16 protein-coding genes, 1 tRNA gene and 6 pseudogenes are annotated in these 23,325 nt (G+C 65.4%); 13 read left to right on the top strand and 10 right to left on the bottom strand.

Features of this window, described 5'->3' with window-relative positions:
- A pseudogene (locus ACUDAL_RS10575) lies at window positions 1-503 on the top strand (YiiD C-terminal domain-containing protein).
- A gap of 105 nt (window positions 504-608) precedes the next feature.
- Window positions 609-696: transfer RNA gene (locus tag ACUDAL_RS10570), tRNA-Ser, on the top strand.
- 133 nt (window positions 697-829) lie between these two features.
- Here the strand turns inward: ACUDAL_RS10570 and ACUDAL_RS10565 are convergent.
- Complete coding sequence (locus tag ACUDAL_RS10565; RefSeq protein ID WP_444678123.1) at window positions 830-1,027, bottom strand: hypothetical protein; 198 nt, start codon at window positions 1,025-1,027, stop codon at window positions 830-832.
- A gap of 969 nt (window positions 1,028-1,996) precedes the next feature.
- Between ACUDAL_RS10565 and ACUDAL_RS10560 the strand changes: the two genes are divergently transcribed.
- Window positions 1,997-2,263 (top strand): DUF3617 domain-containing protein, encoded by a 267-nt coding sequence (locus ACUDAL_RS10560; protein WP_444678122.1) that lies wholly within the window; start codon window positions 1,997-1,999, stop codon window positions 2,261-2,263.
- 122 nt (window positions 2,264-2,385) lie between these two features.
- On the opposite strand, the pseudogene ACUDAL_RS10555 reads toward ACUDAL_RS10560, so the two are convergent.
- A pseudogene (locus ACUDAL_RS10555) lies at window positions 2,386-5,506 on the bottom strand (efflux RND transporter permease subunit).
- Window positions 5,506-6,638, bottom strand: a pseudogene (locus tag ACUDAL_RS10550) (efflux RND transporter periplasmic adaptor subunit). Before ACUDAL_RS10550 ends, ACUDAL_RS10555 begins: the two co-directional pseudogenes overlap by 1 nt.
- 238 nt (window positions 6,639-6,876) lie before the next feature.
- On the opposite strand from ACUDAL_RS10550, the gene ACUDAL_RS10545 reads away from it, so the two are divergent.
- The 3 genes from ACUDAL_RS10545 (at window position 6,877) to ACUDAL_RS10535 (ending at window position 11,154) form a co-directional block, all read left to right on the top strand.
- Window positions 6,877-8,082 carry an NAD(P)/FAD-dependent oxidoreductase gene (locus ACUDAL_RS10545; RefSeq protein ID WP_444678121.1) on the top strand — a complete coding sequence of 402 codons (1,206 nt, stop codon included), beginning with the start codon at window positions 6,877-6,879 and terminating at the stop codon, window positions 8,080-8,082.
- Between the two features lie 102 nt (window positions 8,083-8,184).
- Window positions 8,185-10,455: an ergothioneine biosynthesis protein EgtB gene (gene egtB / locus ACUDAL_RS10540; protein ID WP_444678120.1), complete on the top strand. Its 2,271-nt coding sequence runs from the start codon at window positions 8,185-8,187 to the stop codon at window positions 10,453-10,455.
- Window positions 10,456-10,500: 45 nt separating this feature from the next.
- On the top strand, window positions 10,501-11,154 hold the full coding sequence (locus ACUDAL_RS10535; protein WP_444678119.1) for a hypothetical protein: 654 nt from the start codon (window positions 10,501-10,503) through the stop codon (window positions 11,152-11,154).
- Between the two features lie 68 nt (window positions 11,155-11,222).
- Here ACUDAL_RS10535 and ACUDAL_RS10530 read toward each other — a convergent pair whose 3' ends face one another.
- The 4 genes from ACUDAL_RS10530 to ACUDAL_RS10515 all read right to left on the bottom strand — a co-directional run bounded on the left by ACUDAL_RS10530 (window position 11,223) and on the right by ACUDAL_RS10515 (window position 13,362).
- Window positions 11,223-11,546: a YqjK family protein gene (locus ACUDAL_RS10530; RefSeq protein ID WP_444678118.1), complete on the bottom strand. Its 324-nt coding sequence runs from the start codon at window positions 11,544-11,546 to the stop codon at window positions 11,223-11,225.
- On the bottom strand, window positions 11,527-11,925 hold the full coding sequence (locus ACUDAL_RS10525) for a phage holin family protein (protein WP_444678117.1): 399 nt from the start codon (window positions 11,923-11,925) through the stop codon (window positions 11,527-11,529). Before ACUDAL_RS10525 ends, ACUDAL_RS10530 begins: the two co-directional genes overlap by 20 nt.
- On the bottom strand, window positions 11,925-12,257 hold the full coding sequence (locus ACUDAL_RS10520) for a DUF883 family protein (RefSeq protein ID WP_444678116.1): 333 nt from the start codon (window positions 12,255-12,257) through the stop codon (window positions 11,925-11,927). The genes ACUDAL_RS10525 and ACUDAL_RS10520 overlap by 1 nt, the downstream gene beginning before the upstream one ends.
- A 91-nt stretch (window positions 12,258-12,348) precedes the next feature.
- Window positions 12,349-13,362 (bottom strand): phospholipase A, encoded by a 1,014-nt coding sequence (locus ACUDAL_RS10515; RefSeq protein ID WP_444678115.1) that lies wholly within the window; start codon window positions 13,360-13,362, stop codon window positions 12,349-12,351.
- Between the two features lie 140 nt (window positions 13,363-13,502).
- On the opposite strand from ACUDAL_RS10515, the gene ACUDAL_RS10510 reads away from it, so the two are divergent.
- The 4 genes and pseudogenes from ACUDAL_RS10510 to ACUDAL_RS10495 all read left to right on the top strand — a co-directional run bounded on the left by ACUDAL_RS10510 (window position 13,503) and on the right by ACUDAL_RS10495 (window position 16,919).
- Complete coding sequence (locus tag ACUDAL_RS10510; RefSeq protein WP_444678114.1) at window positions 13,503-14,075, top strand: hypothetical protein; 573 nt, start codon at window positions 13,503-13,505, stop codon at window positions 14,073-14,075.
- Window positions 14,072-14,293: pseudogene (locus ACUDAL_RS10505) on the top strand (hypothetical protein); the annotation flags it as partial. The gene ACUDAL_RS10510 and the pseudogene ACUDAL_RS10505, both read left to right, overlap by 4 nt.
- A 653-nt stretch (window positions 14,294-14,946) precedes the next feature.
- The gene (locus tag ACUDAL_RS10500; protein ID WP_444678113.1) at window positions 14,947-15,879 is read left to right on the top strand and encodes a hypothetical protein; all 933 of its coding nucleotides are present in this window, start codon (window positions 14,947-14,949) and stop codon (window positions 15,877-15,879) included.
- On the top strand, window positions 15,837-16,919 hold the full coding sequence (locus ACUDAL_RS10495; protein ID WP_444678112.1) for a mechanosensitive ion channel domain-containing protein: 1,083 nt from the start codon (window positions 15,837-15,839) through the stop codon (window positions 16,917-16,919). Before ACUDAL_RS10500 ends, ACUDAL_RS10495 begins: the two co-directional genes overlap by 43 nt.
- 9 nt (window positions 16,920-16,928) lie before the next feature.
- Here the strand turns inward: ACUDAL_RS10495 and ACUDAL_RS10490 are convergent.
- Window positions 16,929-17,692: pseudogene (locus ACUDAL_RS10490) on the bottom strand (TlyA family RNA methyltransferase).
- Between the two features lie 94 nt (window positions 17,693-17,786).
- On the opposite strand from ACUDAL_RS10490, the gene ACUDAL_RS10485 reads away from it, so the two are divergent.
- The 3 genes from ACUDAL_RS10485 to ACUDAL_RS10475 all read left to right on the top strand — a co-directional run bounded on the left by ACUDAL_RS10485 (window position 17,787) and on the right by ACUDAL_RS10475 (window position 20,869).
- A complete protein-coding gene (locus ACUDAL_RS10485; protein WP_444678111.1) occupies window positions 17,787-18,809 on the top strand; it encodes an AbrB family transcriptional regulator in 1,023 nt (340 codons plus the stop codon).
- Between the two features lie 69 nt (window positions 18,810-18,878).
- Window positions 18,879-20,342: a cation:proton antiporter gene (locus ACUDAL_RS10480; RefSeq protein WP_444678110.1), complete on the top strand. Its 1,464-nt coding sequence runs from the start codon at window positions 18,879-18,881 to the stop codon at window positions 20,340-20,342.
- Entirely contained in the window at window positions 20,270-20,869 is a 600-nt protein-coding gene (locus tag ACUDAL_RS10475) for a TrkA C-terminal domain-containing protein (protein WP_444678109.1), read from the top strand. Before ACUDAL_RS10480 ends, ACUDAL_RS10475 begins: the two co-directional genes overlap by 73 nt.
- 3 nt (window positions 20,870-20,872) lie before the next feature.
- Here ACUDAL_RS10475 and ACUDAL_RS10470 read toward each other — a convergent pair whose 3' ends face one another.
- Window positions 20,873-21,220 (bottom strand): P-II family nitrogen regulator, encoded by a 348-nt coding sequence (locus tag ACUDAL_RS10470; protein ID WP_086508445.1) that lies wholly within the window; start codon window positions 21,218-21,220, stop codon window positions 20,873-20,875.
- 77 nt (window positions 21,221-21,297) lie between these two features.
- Window positions 21,298-23,317, bottom strand: a pseudogene (locus ACUDAL_RS10465) (hypothetical protein).
- Window positions 23,318-23,325: the final 8 nt, after the last annotated feature.

The raw sequence follows: 23,325 nt of genomic DNA, 5'->3' as shown, positions 1-23,325 counted from the left end.
ATGCGCGAGGTCGGCATATCCCACCCACGCCTGCCGCTGCCCGAGCCCGGCCAGGGCGACGACCCGCAGGCGTTCCTGGCCTGGCTCATGGATGCCATCCCCATGGTCGAGCATCTGGGCATTCGCGAGATGCGCTGGGAAGGGAGAGCCTGCTGTGGGAGCTTGCGCTTGGCCCCAATCTCAACGACAAGGGCACCGGTTTCGGCGGGGCGCTCACCGCCCAGACCACCCTGCTGGGCTGGTGTTGGACCACCCTGTGGCTGCGCCAGCGCGGCTACGCCCGCGACGTCGTCGTGGCCGAAGCCAGCCAGCGTTTCCTGGCCCCCGTTACCGGCGATTACCGCATCGTCTGCGCTGCCCAGAGCGAACAGGGCCCGGCGAGCCTGGCGGAGCGCCTGACGAGCCGTGGGCGCGGCCGCATCGGTCTTGTCCAGCAGCTCTGGTGCGGCGATGTGCTGTGCCTGGAAGCCCACGGCGACTACGCCGTGCTGGCCGCCGGCTGAATGCGCTTGAACCGAAAAACCGGCTTGCAAACGCGTACTTAAGCCGTTAGACTTTGCGCCGTTCTGAAGCACAAGGGCGTTGCCCCCGTGGAAGAACCACAATGTGGAGAGGTGTCCGAGTGGTCGAAGGAGCACGCCTGGAAAGTGTGTAAGTCGAAAGGCTTCGAGGGTTCGAATCCCTCCCTCTCCGCCACAGAATTTTAAAGGGGAATCAAGCGCTTAGCTAGATTCCCCTTTATATTTGGTGCATTCAGCGTTATCGCCTTCATCGCTGGAGTGGCTGGAACCCGCCTGGGAGCGCTTGCAGCTCGGGCCTGGCCAAGCCGCTATTTCTTCTTGCGCATAAAAGGCAAGACCTTGCCCATCGCATCCGCGAGCTCCTGGTCGAGAGGCTTATGGTGCAAGCTCACGGCGGCTCTCGCTGCTGTATAGGTTCCTTTGTATTCCTGGGCTATTTCGCGATCCGTCATGCTGTCTGGGAGGTTTTCTTTCTCCCGAATCGCATCGATTACCGCTTTGTCCATGTTGCCCTCCATAGCAGTGCCTTTGTCCGAGCATAGTGCAGAACGGCCAGGATGGTGGGCGCGCCACTATGACCTCACCAAGAGAGGAATTGGCTGACGTGTTATGTCAGCAATTTCCTACAGCGATTCTTATCCTGTGTTACATACAGGCGCAGCCGAGCCTGGCATTCTGCAACCCTGAGCCAGGGAGGCTCACCAGGGAAGACCGAGTCAGGACGACTCACTCCAGGGAAGCTTGAGCAGCGGGAGGCTCAAGGTGGGATGTAGGGAAGCGAAGATCTAGCCCGGCCGAAAGGCCGGGCTTTCTTTTGTGGCACCAGCTTTTTTTGGTGTCTCCATCAGTTTGGCGCCATCCGTTGTTTCTGGCGGCCTTCCTCTCCTATCTTTCTTCTATGCTGCACCGGGCTGCTTTCCAAGGGATTCTTGGAGGTATGTCGGAAGGGATACGCCGTAGTAGGTATTTTCAGTACAAAACCTGTCGGCAATCTCTTACAACATTCTTGGCATTGGCGGGGTGTCATCCCGACCGCAAGCTGCCATGATGGTGTCCATGAGCACGGAGGCTCTACCAGGGAAGGCGAGGTCAGGATGACCAGACTCCAAGGATGCTTGGGCAGGACGCTCGAGGTTGTCGTAGGGATGCCAAGATGCAGCCCGGCCGAAAGGCCGGGCTTTGTTGTTTTTTGCGAGCTGGAAGTTGCCGTCATCATGGTGGCCGAATAAGCATCCGGCGTTTTCGCACTGGGTGGGTGTGTGAGGTAAGCTTGTGACGTGCCATGCCTACGACGAAAATGAACGGAGATTCCTCATGTCCTATCGTGTTTACCTGGCGGCTGCCGCCGCGCTGCTGCTGCCATTGTCGGCGCTGGCTGACAAGCCCAACATCGTTCCCGGGCAGTGGCAATTCACCAGCACGACCTCAGTGGTTGGCGATATTCCCATTCCTGATCAGACCGATTCCCACCAGGAGTGCATCGCCCAGGGGATCTGGACGATGCCGACTTCCAGTTTCTCGACGTGGAAGAGGGCTGCGAGCTGCTCGAGCACAATGTCTCGGCCGAGGGCATCGACTACCGCATGGTGTGCCATGCCGAGGGCGGTGAAGCCAATATCGATGGGCATATGGCATTTCTGGGCGAGCGCGTGGAAGGCGGGGTGAATATCCATACCCAGTCGCCCATGGGCGAAATGACCATGCAGACCGTCATCGAGGGTGAGCGGATCGACGACTGCTAAGCGCTGCGAAAACAAATGCCTTGCAAACTGGCCACCCCCTAGGGTGGCCTTGTCGCTTGTGGCGCCGGGCTTCTTGTGGCAGCAGTGTCTCCGGCGTTCGTTCCTCCACTTCATCGGTGCATTCAGGCGTTGCTGTCGTTGCCATGAGCCGCGGCCATCTCCGCTTCCAGGCGGCGACGGACGTCACCGGGCGAGCCAGTGCGTCGGGCCAGCAGGTCGTAGGCCACCGGCACCACGAACAGGGTGAAGAAGGTAGCGGCCGCCACGCCGGCCAGGATCACCGTGCCGATCACCATGCGTGATTCGGCGCCCGCACCTGTCGAGACGATCAGCGGAATGGCGCCGGCCATGGTGGTCACGGCCGTCATCAGGATCGGCCGCAGGCGCGTCACCGAGGCATCGAGCAGGGCGTCGCGGAAGGCCAGCCCTTCGTCGCGCAGCTGGTTGGCGAACTCGACGATCAGAATGCCGTTCTTCGATGCCAGCCCGATCAGCATCACCAGCCCCACCTGGCTGTAGATGTTGAGCGACTGCCCGGTGACGAACAGCCCCAGCATGGCCCCGCTCATGGCTAGCGGCACGGTGAGCATGATCACGAAGGGGTGGATGAAGCTCTCGAACTGGGCGGCCAGCACCAGAAAGACGACCAGCGCGCCGAGGATCAGCAGGTAGGTGGTGGCCCCGCTAGCTTGCTGAAAATCCCGCGAGGCCCCGCTGACATCGGTCTGCGCCTGGGGCGGCAGCACCTCGGCGGCGGCTGCCTCCAGGTACTCCAGTGCCTCGCCCAGCGAGTAGCCATCGGCCAGGTTGGCCTCGATGGTGATGGAGCGTATGCGGTTGAAGCGGTTGAGCGTGCTGGCCCCGGCAAAGTCGGAGAAGGTCACCAGGCTGGCCAGTGGAATCAGCTCGCCGGTGCGCGCCGAGCGCACCTGGATATTGTCGAGTGCCCGCGGGCTTGACTGGTTGGCGCGGTCGCCTTCCAGTATCACATCATACTCCTGGCCGTTGGCGAGGTAGCGGGTCACGTTGCGCCCGCCCAGCAGCACCTCCAGCGTGCGGCCTATCTCGGTTACCGTGACGCCGAGATCGGCGGCGCGGGCGTAGTCGATATCGACCCGCAGCTGCGGCTGGGTCTCCTGATAATTGCTGTCGACGCCGATCAGGCGCGGATTATCGGCGCGGATATGGTCCATCAACAGGTCGCGCCATTCGACCAGCTCCTCGTAGGTACCGCCGCCCAGCACGAACTCCACCGGCTTGCTGATGCGCTGGCCGAAGCCCTGGCGCATCACCGGGAAGGCCTGAACGCCGGGCAGGCCGGCGAGCTCGCGGCGCACCGCGTCCATGATCGTCCAAGCATCGCGGCGCTGGCCCCAGTCGGCCATGCTGATGATGACGAAGCCGTTATTGAAGTTTTCGATGTTGCCGAAGCCGCGTGGCGCCCGAACCACCACCCGCTGCAGTTCGCCGCTGTGCAGTAGGGGTCGAGGCGTGCTTCGATCTCGTCCATGTAGTCCATGACATAGTCGAAGGTGGCGCCTTCCGGCCCATTGACCAGGATGATGAAGCTGCCGCGGTCCTCCTGAGGGTGTACTCGCTGGGCAGGCGATCGGCCAGCCATACTGTGGCGGCGATCAGCCCGACGAACACTGCCAGCACGGCCATCCGTGCCTTGAGCACGCCCACCAGCAAAGAACGGTAGAGGCGCTGGGAGAATTCCAGCAGCCACTGTACGGCGTGGGCGATGCGCCCCTCGTGCATCGAGGGCTTGAGGATCTTCGAGGCCATCATCGGCGTGAGCGACAGGGCCAGCACGCTGGAGATGATCACCGCCGCGGCCATGGTCAGGGCGAATTCCGAGAACAGCCGCCCCACGTTGCCCTGCAGGAAGCCCAGCGGCACGAACACCGCCACCAGTACCAGGGTGGTGGCGATGACGGCGAAGGCGATCTGCCGCGTGCCGCGGAAGGCCGCCACCAGCGGCGTCTCGCCGTAGTCGTGCATGCGCCGGTGGATGTTTTCCAACACCACGATGGCGTCGTCGACGATCAGGCCGATGGCCAGCACCAAGGCGAGCAGGGTGAGCAGGTTGATCGAGAAGCCCATCAGCGCCAGCGCCATAAAGGCACCGATGAGGGCTACCGGCACGGTGACGGCGGGGATCAGGGTGGTGCGCACGTTGCCGAGGAACATGAAAATCACCACCACGACCAGGCCAAGGGCGATGAACAGCGTGACCACCACCTGCTGGATGGCGCCGGCCACGAACACTGAGGCATCGTAGTTGAGCGAGAGCGACATGCCCTCGGGCAGGCTGTCCTGCACGCGCTCGAGCTCGGCCTGAATGCCGCGCGAGACCTCCAGCACGTTGGCGGTGGACTGCTTCATGATGCCCAGGCCGACCATGGGGATGCCGTTGGCACGAAAGGTGGAGCGATCCTCCACCGAGCCGATCTCCACCCGGGCTACGTCGCCCAGCCGCACCAGGTAGCCGTCGCTGCCTTGGGCCAGGGCCAGGCGCTTGAAGTCGGCCGGTTCGACGAAGGCGCGTGGTAGGCGCACCACGAACTGGCGATCCTGAGACTCGATGGAACCCGCCGGCAGCTCGACGTTCTCGGCCCGCAAGGCGTTCTCGATGTCGCTCACGGTCAGGTTGCGTGCGGCCAGCGCGTTGCGGTCCAGCCATACGCGCATGGCGTATTCGCGCCCTCCGCCCAGGCGCACCCGCGCCACGCCGGGCTGTACCGAGAAGCCGTCGACGAGATAGCGGTCGGCGTAGTCGGTCAGCTCAGGAATGGTATAGCCGGCGCCGGAGAGCGAGAGCCACAGCACCACCTCCTCGCTGGAGTCGGCCTTCTGCACTTCGGGCGGGTCGGCCTCGCTTGGCAGGTTGCGCAGTGCGCCGGAGATGCGGTCGCGAATGTCGTTGGCCGCGGCATCAATGTCCATGTCCAGGCGGAATTCGATATTGATGCGCGAGCGGCCGTCTTCGCTGGAGGAGGTAATCAGCTCGATGCCTTCCACCCCGGCGATGCGATCTTCCAGCACCTGGGTGATGCGGGTCTCCACCACGCTGGCCGAGGCCCCGGGGTAGCGCGTGTCGATGCTGACCACCGGCGGGTCGATGGCGGGGTACTCCTGCAGCGGCAGGCGCTGCAGGGCGAGCAGGCCGAAGGCGACGATCAGCAGTGCCAGCACGGTGGCCAGCACCGGCCGCTGTACGGAGAGATCGGACAGCCGCATCAGGTGTCGCCCTCGCTGCGGTTCGCTTCGAGGATCTCGCGGATCGAGGTGTCGTCATCGGCAATGCCGATCAGTCGCACCCGGTCACCCTCATGGGCACGCTGCAGGCCGTGGCTGACCAGCAGTTCGTTGCCCTCCAGCCCTTCGACGATCTCGGCCTGGCCGATACGGCGTTCACCTACTTGCACCTGGCGGCGCACCAGCCGGTTGTCTTCGGCTTCGTCGATCACCAGCACGAACTGCTTGTCACCGCTGGGAATCAGCACCGACTCCGGTACCACCACCGCCTGGCGCAGGCTGCGCTGCAGCACCACTTCCATCAGCATGCCGGGGCGCAGGCGCAGTTCGGGATTGTCGAGTTCGGCGCGCACCGTGATGCTGCGGCTGACCGGGTCGACGCGCGAACCGATCATGGCCACCTCCCCTCGAAGGCTTCATCGGGAAACGCAGCGCTGTGTGCGGTGAGGGGAAGGCCCGGCGCCAGAAAGGCGAGAAACGTCTCCGGCACGCTGAAGTCGAGCTTCATCACGTCGAGCTTGTCGAGAGTGACCAGCGCGGTACCGGGCGTGACCAGACTGCCGACGCTGATATTGCGAAAGCCGACCCGCCCGTCGAACGGAGCGCGCAGCCGGTAATTGGTCAGCCTCGCCTCCAGTGCCTGTATTTCTGCTTCCACCTGCCGCAGCCGCGCCTGGCTGTCCTCCACGTCGGCGCGTGGGGCCAGGTTGCGGCTCTGCAGCTGGCTGAGGCGCTCCACGGCGCTGCGGCGTTCGTCGCGCAGGGCCTGGGCCGCACGCAGCTGGGCCTGCTCTTCGCCGTCTTCCAGGCGAATCAGCAGCTGCCCGGCCTCCACCACCTCGCCGTCGCGAAAGTTCAGCTCGGCCACGATCTCGGTGACCGTGGCCGACAGCGTCACGCTTTCGTCGGCGCGCAGGGTGCCCAATGCCTCCACGGGGTCCGACCAGGGCTGCACCTTGGCGTGAGCGCCGATCACCGCGGCTCGCTCCTGGGCGGCGACGAGCGGGCTTGCCAGCAGCGCGATGGCCAGCAGCGTGACGGTCAGCAGCAGGCCTTGACTCACCTGGAAGGTAGTGGCAGCCCGTTCACGGGCAACAGAGCGCGATAGGGTCATGGTAGGGTCTTGTTCGTTCTTCTAGGTTCGGTGAGTCGCGAGGCACTCGCGGTGTCAGCGTATCGCTTAACAGGCTACCTTTCTTGCCGGCCAGGAATGCGGCAATAAATTCGCAAGATGGCGCCATATGTCGTCCTGAATTTATACGAAACAGGGAGGATTGTATAATTTATTGGGCAACTCCTACCGCCCTTGGCTGCTAGAATGCCCCTCTTTGCGGACATGACGAGAGCAGCGCATGACCTATGACGTGGTGATCATCGGCGCCGGTGCCGCCGGCCTGATGTGTGCACTGACGGCCGGCTATGCGGGGCGGCGGGTGCTGGTGCTCGACCACGCCAACAAGGCAGGCAAGAAGATCCTGATGTCCGGAGGCGGGCGCTGCAACTTCACCAACCTGGCCACCGGGCCGGCCAATTTCTTCTCGGCCAATCCGCGCTTCTGCATCTCGGCGCTCAAGCGCTACCGCCCCGAGCACTTCGTCGAGCTGGTCGAACGCCACGGGCTCGAATACGTGGAGAAGGCGCCGGGGCAGCTGTTCTGCGCCCATTCGGCCAAGGAGCTCCTCGACGTGCTGCTCACCGAGTGTGAGTGGGCGGGCGTCGAGCTGCGTCTGAAAACGAGCGTGGAACGCATCTCGCCGCAGGGCGAGGGGATGCGCCTGGTCACCTCGGTTGGGCGAATCGAGGCCGGGGCGGTGGTGGTCGCTACCGGCGGGCTCTCCATTCCCACCCTGGGGGCGACCGGCTTCGGCTACGACATCGCCCGCCAGTTTGGCCTGAGGGTGACCGAAACACGCCCGGCGCTGGTCCCCTTCACCCTGACCTCGCAGTGGAAGGGCCGCGCCGCGGCGCTGGCCGGGGTGGCCTGCGACGTGGCGGTGTCGGTTTTGCGAAACGGCCAGCGCTTGGGGCCGGGGCGGGATCGGCAGTATTGTGAGCCGATGCTTTTCACCCATCGTGGACTATCGGGGCCCGGCATGCTGCAGATCTCCAGCTACTGGCAGCCGGGCGATGAGCTGGCGATCAACCTGCTGCCCGGGATAGATATCCCCGGTGCGCTTGCCGAGGCCCGCCGTGCGACGCCGCGCCGCCAGCTTTCCACGTGGTTCGCCGAGCGGCTGCCGCGGCGCCTGGCCCAGGCGCTGGCCGAGTGGCATGGCGAAGACCCCACGCTGGCAGAACTTTCCAATGGACATATCGATGTGTGGGCGGAACGGCTAGGCGAGTGGCGTATCAAGCCCGCCGGCACCGAGGGGTGGCGTACCGCCGAGGTGACGCTGGGCGGAGTGGCTACCGATGCGATCTCGTCGCGTGACTTCAGCGTCGAGGGCCTGCCCCAGCTGCGCTTCATTGGCGAGGTGCTCGACGTGACCGGGGAGCTTGGGGGCTACAACTTCCAGTGGGCCTGGGCCTCGGGCGTGGCCTGTGGCCAGGCCGTCTGAGCGCAACAAAGTCTTACGCGTCGTTACGGGCTGGCTTTTCCCGTGTTGCTACGCTTGTGACATTGCTTCGTCACGGTTGTGGCTCGTCACGGGAGTGCCTCCATGCCTCACGCCATCCAGCAGCTTGAAGTGTCCGATACCCTGCATACCAAGGAGTGGCTGAGGCGCTACCAGCGCGTTCGCCAGGCCAGCGAAGCCCTGTGCGCGCCGCTATGCACCGAGGACTACGTGATCCAGAGCATGGCGGACGTCAGCCCGCCGAAGTGGCACCTGGCCCACGTCACCTGGTTCTTCGAAGCCTTTCTGCTCACGCCCTTCCAGCCGCACTACCGACCGCTCGATCCCGTCTACGACTTCCTGTTCAACTCCTACTACGAGACCCACGGGGTGCCGTTTCCACGGCCCCGGCGCGGTACGCTGTCAAGGCCGACGGTGGCCGACGTCTACCGTTTTCGGGCCCATGTCGATGCCGCCATGACCGAACTGCTCGAATCGCCCCCTCCCGAGCATGCCGAGGAGATCGCCCGACGCGTCGAACTGGGACTGCACCACGAGCAGCAGCACCAGGAGCTGCTGCTGATGGATATCAAGCATATTCTGGCCCAGAACCCGCTGTGCCCCGCCTACCGGGACGACCTTGCCGCACCGCCGAGCCAAGTGCCGGGGGAGCTTGCCTGGCTCGACTACGCGGCCGGCGTGCGCCTGATCGGCCACGACCGCGATACCGGGTTCGGCTACGACAACGAAGGCCCGGTGCATCGCCAGTTCGTCGAGGCGTTCCAGCTTGCCAATCGCCCCGTCAGCAACGCCGACTGGCTGGCCTTCATGGCCGACGGCGGCTACACCCGCCCCGAGCTGTGGCTTTCCGATGGCTGGCAGCAGGTGGGTGAGGCGGGCTGGCAGGCGCCGCTCTATTGGGTCGAGCGTGACGACGGTTGGCATCACTACACCCTGGGCGGGCTGCGCCCGGTAGACCCGCATGCGCCGGTGGTGCACGTCAGCTTCTATGAGGCTGACGCCTACGCCCGTTGGGCCGGGGTGCGGCTGCCCAGCGAGGCCGAATGGGAGGTGGCCGCCCACGATGCCAGCCTGCGCGGCAACCTGGTCGAGAGCGATCACCTACAGCCGGTGGCGGCTCCGCCCCTGACCTCCGCGCCGGTTCAGCTGTACGGTGACGTGTGGGAGTGGACCGGCAGCGCCTACCGGCCCTACCCGGGCTTTCGCCCGCTGCCGGGCACGCTGGGGGAGTACAACGGCAAGTTCATGTCGGGGCAGATGGTGCTGCGGGGCGGCTGCTGTGCCACCCCCGCCGACCACCTGCGCCCGACCTACCGCAACTTTTTCCCCCGCACGCCCGCTGGGCGTTCTCCGGGCTGCGGCTTGCCCGGGAGGCCTGAGATGACACCCGTCGTGCATTTCCATGACCAGCACCTCCCCGCGGCGTCGCAGTCCCTGTGCGAAGAACTGCTGGCGGGCCTGGTGGCCAGCCCCAAGGTATGCTCGCCCAAGTTCTTTTACGACCGACGCGGCTCGGAGCTCTTCGACGCCATCTGCTGCCAGCCGGAGTACTATCCCACGCGCACCGAGGAAGCCATTCTCCAGGCGGCAGCCAGTGAAATTGCCGAGGTGGTGGGGCGCGATGCCACCCTGATTGAACTGGGCAGCGGCGCCAGGTCGCAAGATCCGCCTGCTGCTGGAGGCGCTACGCCCGGCCTGCTACCTGGGGGTGGATATCTCCCGCGACTTCCTGCTCGAATGCACCCGCCGGCTGGCGGCGGATTACCCTGGCTCGAGGTGCACGCCGCCTGTGCCGATTTTTCCCGGCCCATGGTGTGGCCCGACGGCCTGGCGGGCGAGCGCCCGGTGGCGTTCTTTCCCGGTTCCAGCATCGGCAACTTCACGCCCGAGGAGGCCGAGGTGTTCCTCGACGGACTGGCCGCACTGCTGCCACCCGGCGGCGGGCTGCTGATCGGCGTCGACCTGATCAAGGAGCGCAGGATACTCGATGCCGCCTACAACGATGCCGCCGGAATCACCGCGGCCTTCAACCTCAACCTGCTGGAACGCCTGCGCCGTGAATTCGAGGCCGAGGTGGAGCCGAAACGCTTTGCCCACAGCGCTTTCTACAACGCTGAGGCGTGCCGCGTGGAGATGCACCTAGTGAGCCGCTGCGAGCAGGTGATCCGCCTGGCCGGGGCACGCATTCCCTTTGCCGAGGGGAAAGTCTGCACACCGAGAATTCCTACAAGTACAGCATCGACGGCTTTCGTGACCTGGCCGGTCGCGCCGGTTTCGTACCGCAGGCGCTGTGGACCGACCCGGATGCGCTGTTCAGCCTTCACTACCTGGAGCGCGCCGCCTGAGGCGCCGTGACTGGTCTATGCTGCTGTCAGGACCACGCTGACGGGGAGGCCCGCCATGACCATGATCGCCATTCACGAAGCCTCTGAGACCTCCGGTTCGCACTTCGCCGACCGAGTGGTCGAGGAGGCCGTGCGCCAGGCTGAGGCGACGCACTGGCAAGCCGTGCGGCTCAGTGACGTTGCTGAAGCCTTGGCGCTGCCCATGAGCGTGGTGCTGGAGCGCTTTCGCGACATGGACGACGTTGCCAATGCCTGGTTCGCGCGCGGCTGGCACGCCATGCTGGGCGCCAAGCCCGACACCTTCGCCGACTGGCCGGAGCGAGTGCGCATCGAGCACTGCCTGATGGCCTGGTTCGATGCCTTTGCCGCGCATCGCCGCGTCACGGTGCAGATGCTGCGCACCAAGGCGCACCTGCCGCACCTGCATACTTGGGTGCCGCTGGTGTTCGACCTGTCGCGCACCGTGCAGTGGCTGCGTGAAGCGGCGCGGCTGGAGGCGCGCTACGGCACCCGGCGAGCCCAGGCCGAGGAAATCGCCCTGACCGGGCTGTTCCTGGCGGCGTTAGGTGTGTGGGCGACCGACGCCAGTGACGGGCAGCGGCAGACGCGGCGCTTCATCGACCGTAGCCTGAGGCAGGGCGAGCAGTGCATGAAGTGGCTGCCGGGGGGCATGAAGCGCGGGGCTCGGCGGGCCGAAGCGCAGCTTTGAGGAAGCAGTCGCTTGGAGATAGCCGTAACGATTTGACACTGCGCGATGTGTACGACGCTTACGCCCGCCTAGCGCCGCGTCCGCAGCAGGCGACGTACGCGGTAAAACAGCAGGCCTGCCGAGGCAAGGTGCCGAGAAAGGCGGATCAGGCTGCCGGGATGGCGCGCATAGGCCACCACCAGCGCGCCGCCTGCCAGGTAGCACAGGCCGCGATAGCGCTGGGCCTGCTGGTACATGCCGTCGAGCGAGCGGCTCGCCTTCTGCCAGCGCTGGGTTTCCACCAGGATATCGATGCGCTGCTGTTCGATGCGCTTGAGCAGCAGGGCCTTAGACTCGCTGCGATCTGCGGGGGCAGGGGAAGATGAATGCCGTTCAGGCCTGGCGGAGGTCATCGCGGGAGCCTTCTGCCAGTTCGCGGTCCAGCGCCAGTTGCGCCAGGGTTTGCTTGAGCAGCGTATGGCGCCTGGCCTGACGCACGGCCAGCGCCGCCAGCAGGGCGCCGCCTCCCAGCAGGACGGCGGCACACAGGCCGATGGCGAGCAGTCGATGGGTGTCCCAAAAGACCACCACCACCAGCAGAATGAGCATGCCGAGTCCAAGCATGAGCATGATCATGCTCAGCCCCACCATGATCAGCAGGGCGATGAGCCGGGCGCGCTCCTCTTCGAGCTCCAGCACGGCGAGACGCAGGCGCGTCTCGCCGGCCGCCAGCAAGCTCCCGAGCAGGCGCTTGCCGGCACCGAACAGGCGTAGCGCAGGCCCGGGCTCCATCAGCGTCGCCCGATCAGCAGGCCGATGACGATCCCAGCAGCGGCGCCGATGCCGATGCTGGTCCAGGGGTTGTCGTGCACGTAGCGGTCGTAGACGTCGGCTTGGTGATGAAGCGACTCCCTGGCGTCGTCGTACAAACGCTCGCCGCGGGCTTCGAGGCGCTCGCGGGTCTCCTTCAGGCGCTTTTCGGCGCGTTCGCGCAGCTCCTTGACGTGACCGCGAGAGTCGTCGGCCGTGGCGCTGACCAGATCTTCGATGGTGCGGGTGAGGTGGTGGAGGTCTTCCTTGAGCTGGCGTGTGGTGTCTTCGGTGAACGGATTGCGGCTTGCCATGGCAGTCTTCCTCTGACGATGAATGACAGGCTCAGCATAGCAGTCACCCATTTGAGTTCAATGTGAGCGGCTGTGGCAGAATGTATCGTGCTCAGCGCGTACCGGTGCCGGTAAACAGCGGATTGACGCTGAAACCGAGGCTCAGCCGATGGCTGCGGTGATCGTAGTCGATCATGCTTTCCCCGTAGCCGTAGTAGTACTGCACGTGGCCGCGAATATTGCCGAACATGGGCCAGGAGTAGTCGAACTGCGTGCCCAGGTTGCCGGCACTGGGGTTGCCGCGCATCATCAGCGTGGCCTCCTGGTCGCCATTGATGCGGCGTGCCACGGTGACGTCGCCATAGCCCATGTAGCGGTCGATGTCGGGATTGTCATCGTCGCTCTTGGATTCGGGAACGCGCCAGTGCGGTGCCACGGCCACGGCCCAGTCGCCGCGCTGGAAGATGCTTTCCAGATAGAAGCGGTTCCAGCTGCGCGACAGCGGCATGGAGCGTCCGTTCGACAGGTGGTTGAAGGCGATGCGATTGCGCGTGTTGGTCCAGCCGAACAGGCGGAAGGCGTTGTCGAACTCCATGAACACTTCCGGCTCGTAGTTGGTCTCGCGGAAGGGAGAGGAGGATTCGGTATTGTAGGCCTGCCACCAGCTGCGCTGGGTGTAGGCGAAATAGAGATCGCCGGTGTTGCCGAAGAAGTCCTCGACCAGGTTCACCTTGGCGCTGAACTGAAACTTCACTTCAAGATCGTTCGGCCCGCTGGCGGTCGAGATATCGCGAAAGGCGGTGTAGTTGGGATGGGTGGCATAGCTCAGCGGAAACAGGTAATTGCGCCGGTGCGTGGTGATGGCAAAGGGGTTGCGGGTCGACTCGCGCTCGAGCTGACGACGCTGGGCGATCTCTTCGCGCACCGCGTCCTCGTCGTCGAGGAACGGGCTGGTCTCGTGCTCTGGCAGCGTGTCGAGCTGCAGCCGCAATGTCTCGATTTCCCCCGTGAGCGCGTCGATGCGTGCTTCGATGGCATCCCGCTGGGCATCGCTCTGGGCCAACGCAGTGAAGGGCACCAGGCCGAGCAGCGTCGCGCTGGTGAGCAGGAGGGAACGGATGGTCATAGGAGCACTCGAAGCGGGTCATGTGAGGTTCCGTTTCTACCATGTCGCCTTGGCAAGTCAACAGCTGAGCGGACATTGTCATCTTTCCACCTGGGGCCGAGAATCGCCTGGGGCGAGAGTCGTTACCAATGAGGGTTAATGTGAGCGCCAAGTGTCACTCCCTAACCGGCGTCTGGCGGGCCGGCCTGACCATCTGCCTGCTGTGGCTCGGCCTGCTGCTGCCGCTGGTGGCGTTGTCCGAAGAGGTGCTGCCCGACCCTCAGGCCGTTGAGGCTCGGCTCGCCGAGCTGCGCGGCGAAGAGGGCGAGACGCCAAGCGCTGCCCAGCAGCGTGATATTGAAGCCCTGGAGGCGACCCTGGCGGCGCTGGAGCGCCTGGAAGCGGTCAACGAGCGTCTCGCCGCGCTGGAGCAGCGGTTGGAGGACGCGCCTGCCGAGCTGCTGCGGCTGGAGCGCGAGATGCTGCAGGAAGAGGAAGCCTCCATGGCGCGGTCGATCGCCGACCTGGATGGCCTGCCGCTCGACGAGCTGGAGTACCGCCAGCAGGAGGCGGTGTTCGACCTGCAGCAACTGCAGGACCGCCTGGCCGAGGTCAATGCCCAGCTGCTGTCGGCGCAGACCCTGCCGGAGCGCGTCCAGCAGGCAATCGGCGAGGCGATGCAGAATGCCGAGCGTTCGCGTCGGGCGCTGGATACGCTGGAAGCCCAGGGGTGAGCGAGAACGCCCCGCGGCTGTGGCAGCGCCAGGCCGAGCGCCATCTGGCCGAGCGCTCGCTGCGGCTGCATCAGCGGGAGCTAGGCAGCAACACGCGGCTGCGCGAGCTCAGCCAGCAGCGCCGTGACCTGCTGGTCCAGCAGATCGCCAGCCAGGAAGCCGAACTGGTGCTGCTGCAGAGCGTGATCGACCGCCAGCGGCGCATTGCCTCCGAGCAGGCGATTGCCGATGCCGCGCGCAGCGACCCGATGCTGGAGGCTGGCCATCCGGTGCTCGAGCGCGCCCAGCAGGTCAACCGCGAGCTCAGCCTGGAGCTGCTGCGGGCCAATGACCGCCACAACGGGCTGGTGCGCGAGAGCCTGGCCACGCGCAGCCAGCTCGATCACGTGCGCCAGCTGCAGCGTAGCCTCAACGAGCAGATCGAGGCGATCCGCGGCAGCCTGCTGCTGTCGCGCATCCTGCGTGAACAGCGCCGCTCGCTGCCCCAGGTAGACGCACGGCGCACCCTGCAGGACGAGATCGCCGATCTGCGGCTGCGTCAGTTCGACCTGGTGCGCCAGCGCGATGCCCTGCGTCAGAGCGAGCGCCTGGCCAGCCAGCGCCTGGAGGAAGCCGGGGTCGAGGTGAGTCCGGCGCTGCTCGACTCCCTGCAAGGGCTCTACTACTCGCGTCGCCAACTGGTGGACCAACTGGAGCAGACCTACGGCAGCCTGCTCAGTGCGGCTATCGAACTGCAGCTCAACCAGCAGCAGCTGCTAGAAAGCTCTCGCGAACTGCGCACCACCATCGACGAGCAGCTGTTCTGGATCGCCAATGCGCGACCGCTGGACATCGCCTGGTTCCGTCAGCTCCCGGCGCACCTGGCCGACGAGTGGCAGAACGGCGAGTGGCGGGCCGTGCTGCCGGCCAATTGGCGCATGCCGCAACCGTCGGGGCTAGCGGGGCGCCCTTCGTGCTGGCGGCGCTGCTGCTGCTGTGGCAGCGCCGCCGTATCCAGCGCCGCCTGGCGGTGCTGCATGACCAGATCGGGCGCCTGCGCAGCGACTCCCAGGCCCATACTCCGCAGGCGGTGGCGCTCAATGCGCTGCTGGCGCTCCCCGGCCCGCTGGTACTGGCGGGCATCGGTATCGGCCTGATCGCCGATGGCGAGGGTGTGGCGGATGCGCTTGGGCAGGCGCTTGGGCATCTGGCGCTGGCCTGGGCCTTCATCGCCTGGTCGCGACGCCTGCTGGTGCGCGACGGGGTGGCCACCAAGCACTTCTATTGGCCGGCCGGCTATGCCTCGCGGCTGCGCTGGCTGCTGCGCTGGTTCGGCCTCGCGCTGGTGCCGGTGCTGATGATCGCCACCCTGGCACGAGACGGCGAATTCAGCCTGACCCTGCGCCCGCTGGCGCTGACACTGCTGCTGCTGGGCCTGCTCTCCATGAGCGTGGTGCTGGCACGCCTGATCCTCGCGCATACGCCGTTCTTCGGCGTCAAGCTGTTCCGGCTGGTGCTCGGGCTGATCATGGCGGCGGTGCCGCTGGCCCTGGTCGGGCTGATCGTGACCGGCTACGAATACACGGCGCTGAGCCTGGTTGGGCATTTCGTCGTCACGCTCTACCTGCTGGCCACCTGGGTGCTGGTCGAGGCCACGGTGGTGCGTGGCCTGGCAGTGGCGGCGCGGCGGCTGGCGTTTAAGCGGGCCCTGGCGCGCCGCCGCGCCCAGGTGCAGGAAGGTGCGGAAGGGGGCTCGAGGTCGTGGAGGAGCCCCTGCTCGACATGGAACAGATCAACCAGCAGTCGCTGCGCCTCTCCAAGCTGATCCTGCTGATCGGTTTCGCGCTGCTGCTCTACCTGGTGTGGGCGGACCTGCTCACGGTGCTGGGCTACCTGGACAACGTGGCGATCTGGGAAGGCGGCGAGGGCGTGGGCGCGGAGCTGGTGACCAGCGCGCTGTCGGTGACCGACGTTTTCACGGCGCTGCTGATCTTCGTGCTTACCCTGGTGATGGCGCGCAACCTGCCAGGTCTGCTCGAGGTGGTGGTGCTGTCGCGCCTGGAGCTGAAGCAGGGCAGCGCCTATGCCATCACCTCGCTGCTCTCCTACGCCATCGTCGGCGCCGGCTTCATCATGGCGCTGGCTACCCTGGGGGTAGCCTGGAGCCAGCTGCAGTGGCTGGTGGCGGCGCTGGGCGTGGGGCTGGGCTTCGGTTTGCAGGAGATCTTCGCCAACTTCGTCTCGGGTCTGATCATCCTGTTTGAGCGGCCGGTGCGTATCGGCGACACCATCACGCTGGGCAACCTCACCGGTACGGTGAGCCGGATCCGCATTCGTGCCACCACGGTGACCGACTTCGACCGCAAGGAAATCATCATTCCCAACAAGACCTTCGTCACCGATCAGCTGATCAACTGGTCGCTGTCGGACACCATCACCCGCGTGGTGCTGGGCTACCGTGTTTCCTACGGTTCCGATCAGGTGCTGGTGCATCGGTTGCTTTACCAGGCGGCCGAGGAGAACCCGCGGGTGCTGGGCGATCCCGAACCCCAGGTATTCTTCATGGACTATGGCGAGAGTACCCTCAACTTCGAGCTACGGGTCTTCGTCAACGCGTTGGGCGATCGGCTTTACGCCACCGATGAGCTCAACTGCCGGGTGGGTGAACTGTTTGCCGAAAATGGCATCAGTATTGCTTTCAACCAGCTCGAGGTGTGGTTGCACCGGGAGGATGGCGAAGAGAGAAAAGTCAAAAGTGTATCGCCCAAGTCCAGTAGGGTGTCTCGTCACCCGCCGCCCGGCGCGGGGGGCGACCCAGGCGATATCGATATCGGCGGCAGCGACGGCGGGGATGGCGGACGCTGAGCAACGCCGTCACTGCTTGACGGCGTGTAGCAGGAACTCGCGGTTACCGTCGCCGCCGGCCAGCGGGCTCTCCTGCCAGTGGCGAACGTCGAGTCCGTGCTCGGCGCAGCAGGCGCGAACGGTGGCTTCCACCTCGCCGTAGCGGGCCGGGTCGGAGACGATGCCGCGGGAATTGACCCCGCCCGGGCCCACCTCGAACTGCGGCTTGACCAGACTCAGCAGTTCGCCGCCGGGGCGCAGCAGCTGGGCGATCTGGGGCAGGATCAGCGTCTGCGAAATGAACGAGACGTCCATCACGACGATATCGGGGGCCGCGGCGCTCTGAGCGGCGAGGGCGTCGTGCAGGCGCGGCTCGTCGTGCATGGCCCGCGCATTGAGCCCCTCCAGGCAGGTCACGCGAGGGTCGCCACGCAGCTCCGGGTCTAGCTGGCCGTGGCCCACTTCGATACCGATCACATGGCGCGCACCGAAGGCCAGGGCACAGTCGGTGAAGCCGCCGGTGGACTGCCCCACGTCGAGCACCAGTCGGTCCGTCAGGTCTAGCTCCAGCGCTGCGACCAGCGCTTCCAGCTTCAGCCCCGCCCGTGAGACGTAGCGCTCCTCGGGGTCTTCGGTCACCGCCAGGCGCACCCCTCGGGCAGCTTCTCACCGGGCTTGCTGAGTATTTTTCCGCTCTCCGCCAGGCTGACCCGGCCGTGGCGGATCAGCCGCTGGGCGCGGGTTCGCGAGCGGGCCAGGCCCTGGGAAACGAGCAGCTGATCGAGGCGGGGCATGCAAAAGTTCCTCATGCGGCAAGAGTGGCAGCCAGAAGCGGGGCCGCCATTATGGCATAATCGTTTAGTTAGCCAGTTAACAGAAGGGAGCCGCGTGGAGCGAAGCGAAGGAACGGCACTGGCCAGGTCGCTGGCCATCGGGGCGCTAGGCGGGCTGATTTTCCACCTCATCGGTATGCCGCTGGCGTGGATGCTGGGGCCGCTGACGGCCAACCTGATCGCGTCGGCGAAGGGCGGCGACGTGCGCGTGCCCGAACCGCTGCGCGAAACCTTCCTCGGCGTGCTCGGCCTGGTGCTGGGCAGCCAGGTCACGCCGCAGCTGGCCGAGCGGGTGCTCGACTGGCCGCTCTCCGCCGTTCTGCTGCTGCTGGGCGTGGCCGCTTCCACGGCGGCGGCCGCCGCCTGGTACCGTCGCTGCGGCTTCGATTCGGTGAGCGCCTGGTTCGCCTCGGCGCCCGGCGCGATGACGGCAATGATCCTGATGGGGGAGAAGTGCGGCGGCGATCCGCGGCGTATCGCCATCGCTCAGTCGCTGCGCATCGTGCTGGTGATCATGATCCTGCCGCCGCTGTTCTGGGCCTATGAAGGTGGCGCAGCGCCGCAGCCAGCGGAGATCGAGAACGGCTTTGCCTCCGCCTGGATGCTGCTGGCCCTGCCGCTGCTGTTTCCCCTGGGGCGTCGGTTGCGCCTGCCCAGCCACACGCTGCTCGCTCCGCTGCTCTTCGCCGGCCTGCTCTCCGGCTTCGACATTGCCAGCCTGCGCCTGCCGGACTGGGGTATGAACGTCATGCTGTGGGTACTCGGCTGTGCCATCGGCTCGCGCTTTCGCGGGCTCTCTTCCGCCAGGCTGGGACGCTATCTGTTCGAAGCCTTCATCGCCACGCTGCTGGCGCTGGCAGTGCTGGCGGGCTTCGCCGAACTGATCCATCGCCTGGTCGACGTGCCCCGCGACGTGGCGCTGCTGGCGCTGGCCCCCGGCGGTATCGGCGAGATGGCGATACTCGCCGTGGCGCTGGATCTCGACCCTGTCTTCGTCGCCTTTCATCACCTGCTGCGCATGGTGGCGCTGATGCTCTTCGCGCCGTTCTGGGCGCGCTGGTTGCTGCGTACACGTTGAATTTCAATGTCATGATACCCATTCAGGAACTTCACAGGGACGCTCCATCCAATGAGCAGGAACGAATGAATGCTTGAGCAGGCGCTGGTGCAGTTACTGCTGTTGCTTGGTGCAACGGTATTGGTCGTGCTGGTCTTTCAGCGCTTCAGGATCCCACCTAGCCTGGGATATCTGCTCGTCGGCGTAATGCTGGGCGCCCATACGGCCGGCCCGGTAATCGACAACGACTACATTGACGTCATCGCCGAGTTCGGCATCGTGTTTCTGCTCTTCACCATCGGCCTCAGCTTTTCCCTGCCGCAGATCTATGCGCTGCGCCATACCATTCTTGGATTGGGTACGGCACAGGTGGCGTTGACTACTCTGGTGGTGGCAATGATCGCATGGTGGCTGGGGTTGCCCGGGCCGGCGGCGTTCGTCGTCGGAGCGGTGTTCGCCCAGTCATCTACCTCCATCATCTCCAAGCAGCTGCTGGAGCAGGGTGAAAGCCAGGCGCGACATGGGCGGCTCGGCACTACCATGTCCGTCTTCCAAGACATTACTGCCGTTCCTTTCGTGGTAATCATCCCGGTGTTGGGTGTGGCTGCCATGCATGAGGTGGCAGGGGCGCTAGGGATGGCTCTGGCCAAGGCCTTCCTCGCGTTCGTGATCGTGCTGTTGTCGGGAAGATATCTGCTGCGTCCTCTGTTTCACCTGGTAGCCGAACGGCGCTCAGCGGAGCTGTTCACCCTCACGGTATTGTTCGTCTCTCTGGTATCCGCCTGGACCACCAAGACGCTCGGGCTGTCCATGGCGTTCGGCGCCTTTCTTGCCGGCATGGTGCTCGGTGACACGGAGTTCCGCCATCAGGTCGAGTCCACCATTCGTCCGTTCCGCGACGTATTGCTTGGGCTCTTCTTCGTCAGCATCGGCATGCTGGTCGAGCCCGCTCTGTTACCCGATATCTGGCTCGAAGCGCTGCTGGGAGCGCTGGGGCTGCTGGGCATAAAGGTGGTGCTGGTCACGCTGATCGTACGTTTCTCGGGGGTCGATCCCCAGACGGCGTTTCGTACCGGGCTGGTGCTGGCCGTCGGCGGTGAGTTCGGCTTCGCGCTGCTGGCCATTGGCCTGGATGGCAACATCATCGCCAGCCGGCCGGCACAGATCGTGCTGAACTCGGTACTGTTCTCGATGATCCTGGCGCCACTGCTGATTCGCTTCAATCAACCTTTGGCGCTGTGGGCATTCGGCCGCTCAAGAGGCCGAGCGAAACCGGCTGGCGACGTACCGACGCCGTCCGAGCCCACCGAGAGCCAGGGGCATGTGGTGATTTGCGGCTTTGGCCGTACCGGCCAGACGGTGAGCCGTTTTCTCGAAAGCGAAGGCTTCGACTACCTGGCGCTGGATATGGATCCGGCCATCGTGAGGAGGCGCGGCTGGCGGGGCAGCAGGTGTTCTATGGCGACTCATCGGACCTTACCGTGCTGGAAAACGTCGGTGTGGAGCGTGCGGCGCTACTGGTCATCAGCCATGACGACAGGCCGGCGGCGCTGACGACGCTGCGCAATGCCAAGCGCCTGAATCCCGAGCTGGCGGCAGTGGTTCGTACGCGGGACCAACAGCATGTGGAGGAGCTGCGCAAGGCAGGTGCCACCGAGGTCATACCCGAGACACTGGAGGCGAGCATGCTGCTGACTTCCCATGCGCTGCAGTCGCTGGGCGTGCCCCTGTACCGGGTGGCACTGCGGCTGCAGGAGCAGCGCAGCAGCCACTACAGAATGCTCAGGGAGCTGTTTCGCGGTACGCTGGACAGCATCAAACCGGAGGCATCGGAGCAGGAGCGATTGCACTCGGTGCTGATGTCTGAGGGCTCACCGGCAATTGGCCAGAGCCTCTCGGAGCTTGATACCGAGCGGGATGATGTCTCCGTCACGGCACTTGTACGTGATGATAAGCGTGAGCGCTATCCGGGCGGTGCCACCGAAGTCCAGATCAACGACGTGCTGGTACTGTTGGGCTCGCAGGACAATCTCGAGCGGGTGGAACGGCGCCTCACCGGCTCCGGTCAGCCACCCGAGTAGCGCTCAGTCGAGCGGGTGCTCCTTGCTCAGGGCCTTGATATGTTCCGTCAGCCCCAGCGCCTTGGACACCTCGATTTCCAGCGCAATGCCCGTGTCGAGACTCTCGTCGAGCTTGCCCGCCGTGCTCACGGCGTTCAGTACATCCTCTGAACGGCGGGCTTCCACCAGAATGAGAATCACGCTGCGAGACGCCATGAATTCCAGGCCGAAGAAGGTCAACTGCGGCTTGAGCCCCTGGCCTTGGGCGTTGTTGATGATGGTAGCCCCGGTGGCGCCTGCTTCCCGTGCGGCAGTCAGAACGGTATCGGTCCGGTCCTGATCGACGAAAACCATCAATAACTTGAAATCCATTCGAACTTCCTCGAAGCGAGCCTCACATTGAGATACTGCCATTCTGGCAGAGCTCCGCAGCATTGTCCTGATATGGGTCAAGTGCCAGGGTTCAGGTGGCCGCTATCGGCCTGCAGATCGGCGGCAGGTACCCGGTTCGCGCCCCAGCTGCGGTGCACGTAGCTGGTGACCCGGTTGAGCTCCTCCTGGGTGACGTTGGCCAGCTCGCCGCGCTCCAGCGGATCGTAGTGGAAGATGTAGAGCCGCGAGGCGAACTGCTCGAAGGGCAGGGAAGCCTCGCCGAAGCGTTCGCCGTTGCCCGCCGTACTGACCTGTACGCCGTCGCCCCAGTCCTGGCCGCTGTCATTGTTGGGGTTGTAGAAATAGACGCGCATGACCTCCGAGGGGTCGAGGGCGACCCGCAGAATGGTGATGGCGTGCCAGCCGATGAAGCGCGCGGCGCTATCGGTGATGGCGATACCGGCAGGCTGCGGATGAATGAGCGGTTGGTTGCCGTTGTAGTAGGGGTGGTAGCTGGCGTAGAAATGGCGCAGGAAGCCGTCGAGGTCTGCAAGCTGCCCTGTGGCCACGTCGACGTTGATGCGAAAGCCGCGGCCCGACCACCAGCCGTGAAATTCGGGATTCACCCAGCGATGGGGGTCGCCCTCACGGTCGGCGCAGCGCCGGCCCATTTCCGCATAGATGCGATCCAGATGTGGCACCACGATCAACGAGACGGGATCGAGGTCCATGGGCAGGCTTTGGGCCACGCCGGCACCGCTCTGCATCGAGGAGATGGCCTGCCCTTCGAAGTGCATGATGATCTCGTCGTCACGGGCCGCCCAGGCCACCATCTGCAGCAGGTAGTCGGGGTCGTTGTAGGCCCACATGGAGAGCGCCCGCGCCGACTGGCAGGTCGGGTTGTTGCCCTGGCCCACTCCCAGCGGCTGGCCGAGCATGCACAGCACGCCCTCGAGCAGCCTGGCGCGGGGGAAACCGCCTCGCCGCAGGCCAGGTTGAGCCGCGCCTGGGACCAGGGTGAGGCGAAAGCCCAAGCTGGCGCCACATGGCCGGCGCCACCGGTGGCTGGTAGAGAATCCCGCGTTCCAGCAGCAGGGCCAGGCCGTAGGCGGCCTGAGCGGTGTCGGGAAGCACGGCGCCGCGAATCAGCGCATGTACCAGCTCGCGGTAGCACAGCAGGCAGTCGCGGCCGGTGGAGGAGAGCCCCAGGGCCTCGGCGAGCAGGTGATCGCCGTGGTCGAGCAGGTGGCGCAGCAGCACCGGATGGTAGGCCGATACCAGCCCGGTGTCGTGCATGGCGCGGGCAAAGCCGGTAGCCTCGTTCTGCAGCGCCTTCTGGTCCATGCCGAACAGGCGCTCGCGGTAGAGTTCCACCCCGGGATCCTCGCGACACGCCTGGGTAGGCCCGAACAGCGAGCTGACCAGGCGGTCGGCGCCCTGTCCGCTGACGCCGAAGTCGATGTCGGGATTGGCCTGGCAGATGGCGATCTGGGTGATCATGCGCTTGACCGAGTCGACCTGGATCGGGCGCTGCTGCAGCAATCGCCAGATCTCCTCGATCAGCTTGTCGATGATGTGCTCGTACCCGATGCGCTCGGCCAGGTGCTGGAACAGCTGCCTGGGGATCAGAGCCAGCCGCCCCTGGGTTTCTCGCTCCGCCTCGCTGGGGGTGCCGAACAGCAGCCACAGGTTCAGTGCCATTACCTGCGTCAGGTAGTGATGAGCCTGCTCGGCGGAGATCAGCGGATGCTGGTAATCGCCCTCGGCCACCGCCAGCAGGCGCAGCTCGCTCAGGGCTTCGATCACCACGATATTGGCGTCGGGGCTCTTGAGCGCCTGGGTTGTCAGCGAGGGCACCAGGTACTGCGGGGTCTGCCAGTCGGAGCCAAGGAACACGCCGGCAGCTTCCAACTGGCGCGAGCGCTGCTCCACCGCGGCGGCCCCGCCGGGCTGCTGCAGCACGCGCCGGGCGGTGTCCAACACCCGGGGCAGCTTCAGCGGCTTGGCGAAGTCGCGCGACTCGCCCAGCAGGGCAGTGGCCTCGTCCAGCTGGGCCAGCAGCCCTGGCAGCTTGTCTTGGCCTGGCGACGGATTCATGTGCGGGT

It is taken from the genome of Halomonas sp. E19 (assembly GCF_052439355.1).
Taxonomy (GTDB): domain Bacteria; phylum Pseudomonadota; class Gammaproteobacteria; order Pseudomonadales; family Halomonadaceae; genus Halomonas.
Note: the sequence above shows the minus strand (reverse complement) of the source record. Positions and strands in the feature narration are given on the sequence as shown.

Bases quoted from the DNA above. Each gene is read 5' to 3' on its own strand.
- ACUDAL_RS10565 (WP_444678123.1), bottom strand. From the start codon at position 1,027: ATGGACAAAGCGGTAATCGATGCGATTCGGGAGAAAGAAAACCTCCCA.
- ACUDAL_RS10545 (WP_444678121.1), top strand. From the start codon at position 6,877: ATGACCTATGACGTGGTGATCATCGGCGCCGGTGCCGCCGGCCTGATG.
- egtB (WP_444678120.1), top strand. From the start codon at position 8,185: ATGCCTCACGCCATCCAGCAGCTTGAAGTGTCCGATACCCTGCATACC.
- ACUDAL_RS10535 (WP_444678119.1), top strand. From the start codon at position 10,501: ATGACCATGATCGCCATTCACGAAGCCTCTGAGACCTCCGGTTCGCAC.
- ACUDAL_RS10530 (WP_444678118.1), bottom strand. From the start codon at position 11,546: ATGACCTCCGCCAGGCCTGAACGGCATTCATCTTCCCCTGCCCCCGCA.
- ACUDAL_RS10525 (WP_444678117.1), bottom strand. From the start codon at position 11,925: ATGGAGCCCGGGCCTGCGCTACGCCTGTTCGGTGCCGGCAAGCGCCTG.
- ACUDAL_RS10520 (WP_444678116.1), bottom strand. From the start codon at position 12,257: ATGGCAAGCCGCAATCCGTTCACCGAAGACACCACACGCCAGCTCAAG.
- ACUDAL_RS10515 (WP_444678115.1), bottom strand. From the start codon at position 13,362: ATGACCATCCGTTCCCTCCTGCTCACCAGCGCGACGCTGCTCGGCCTG.
- ACUDAL_RS10495 (WP_444678112.1), top strand. From the start codon at position 15,837: ATGGAACAGATCAACCAGCAGTCGCTGCGCCTCTCCAAGCTGATCCTG.
- ACUDAL_RS10480 (WP_444678110.1), top strand. From the start codon at position 18,879: ATGCTTGAGCAGGCGCTGGTGCAGTTACTGCTGTTGCTTGGTGCAACG.
- ACUDAL_RS10470 (WP_086508445.1), bottom strand. From the start codon at position 21,220: ATGGATTTCAAGTTATTGATGGTTTTCGTCGATCAGGACCGGACCGAT.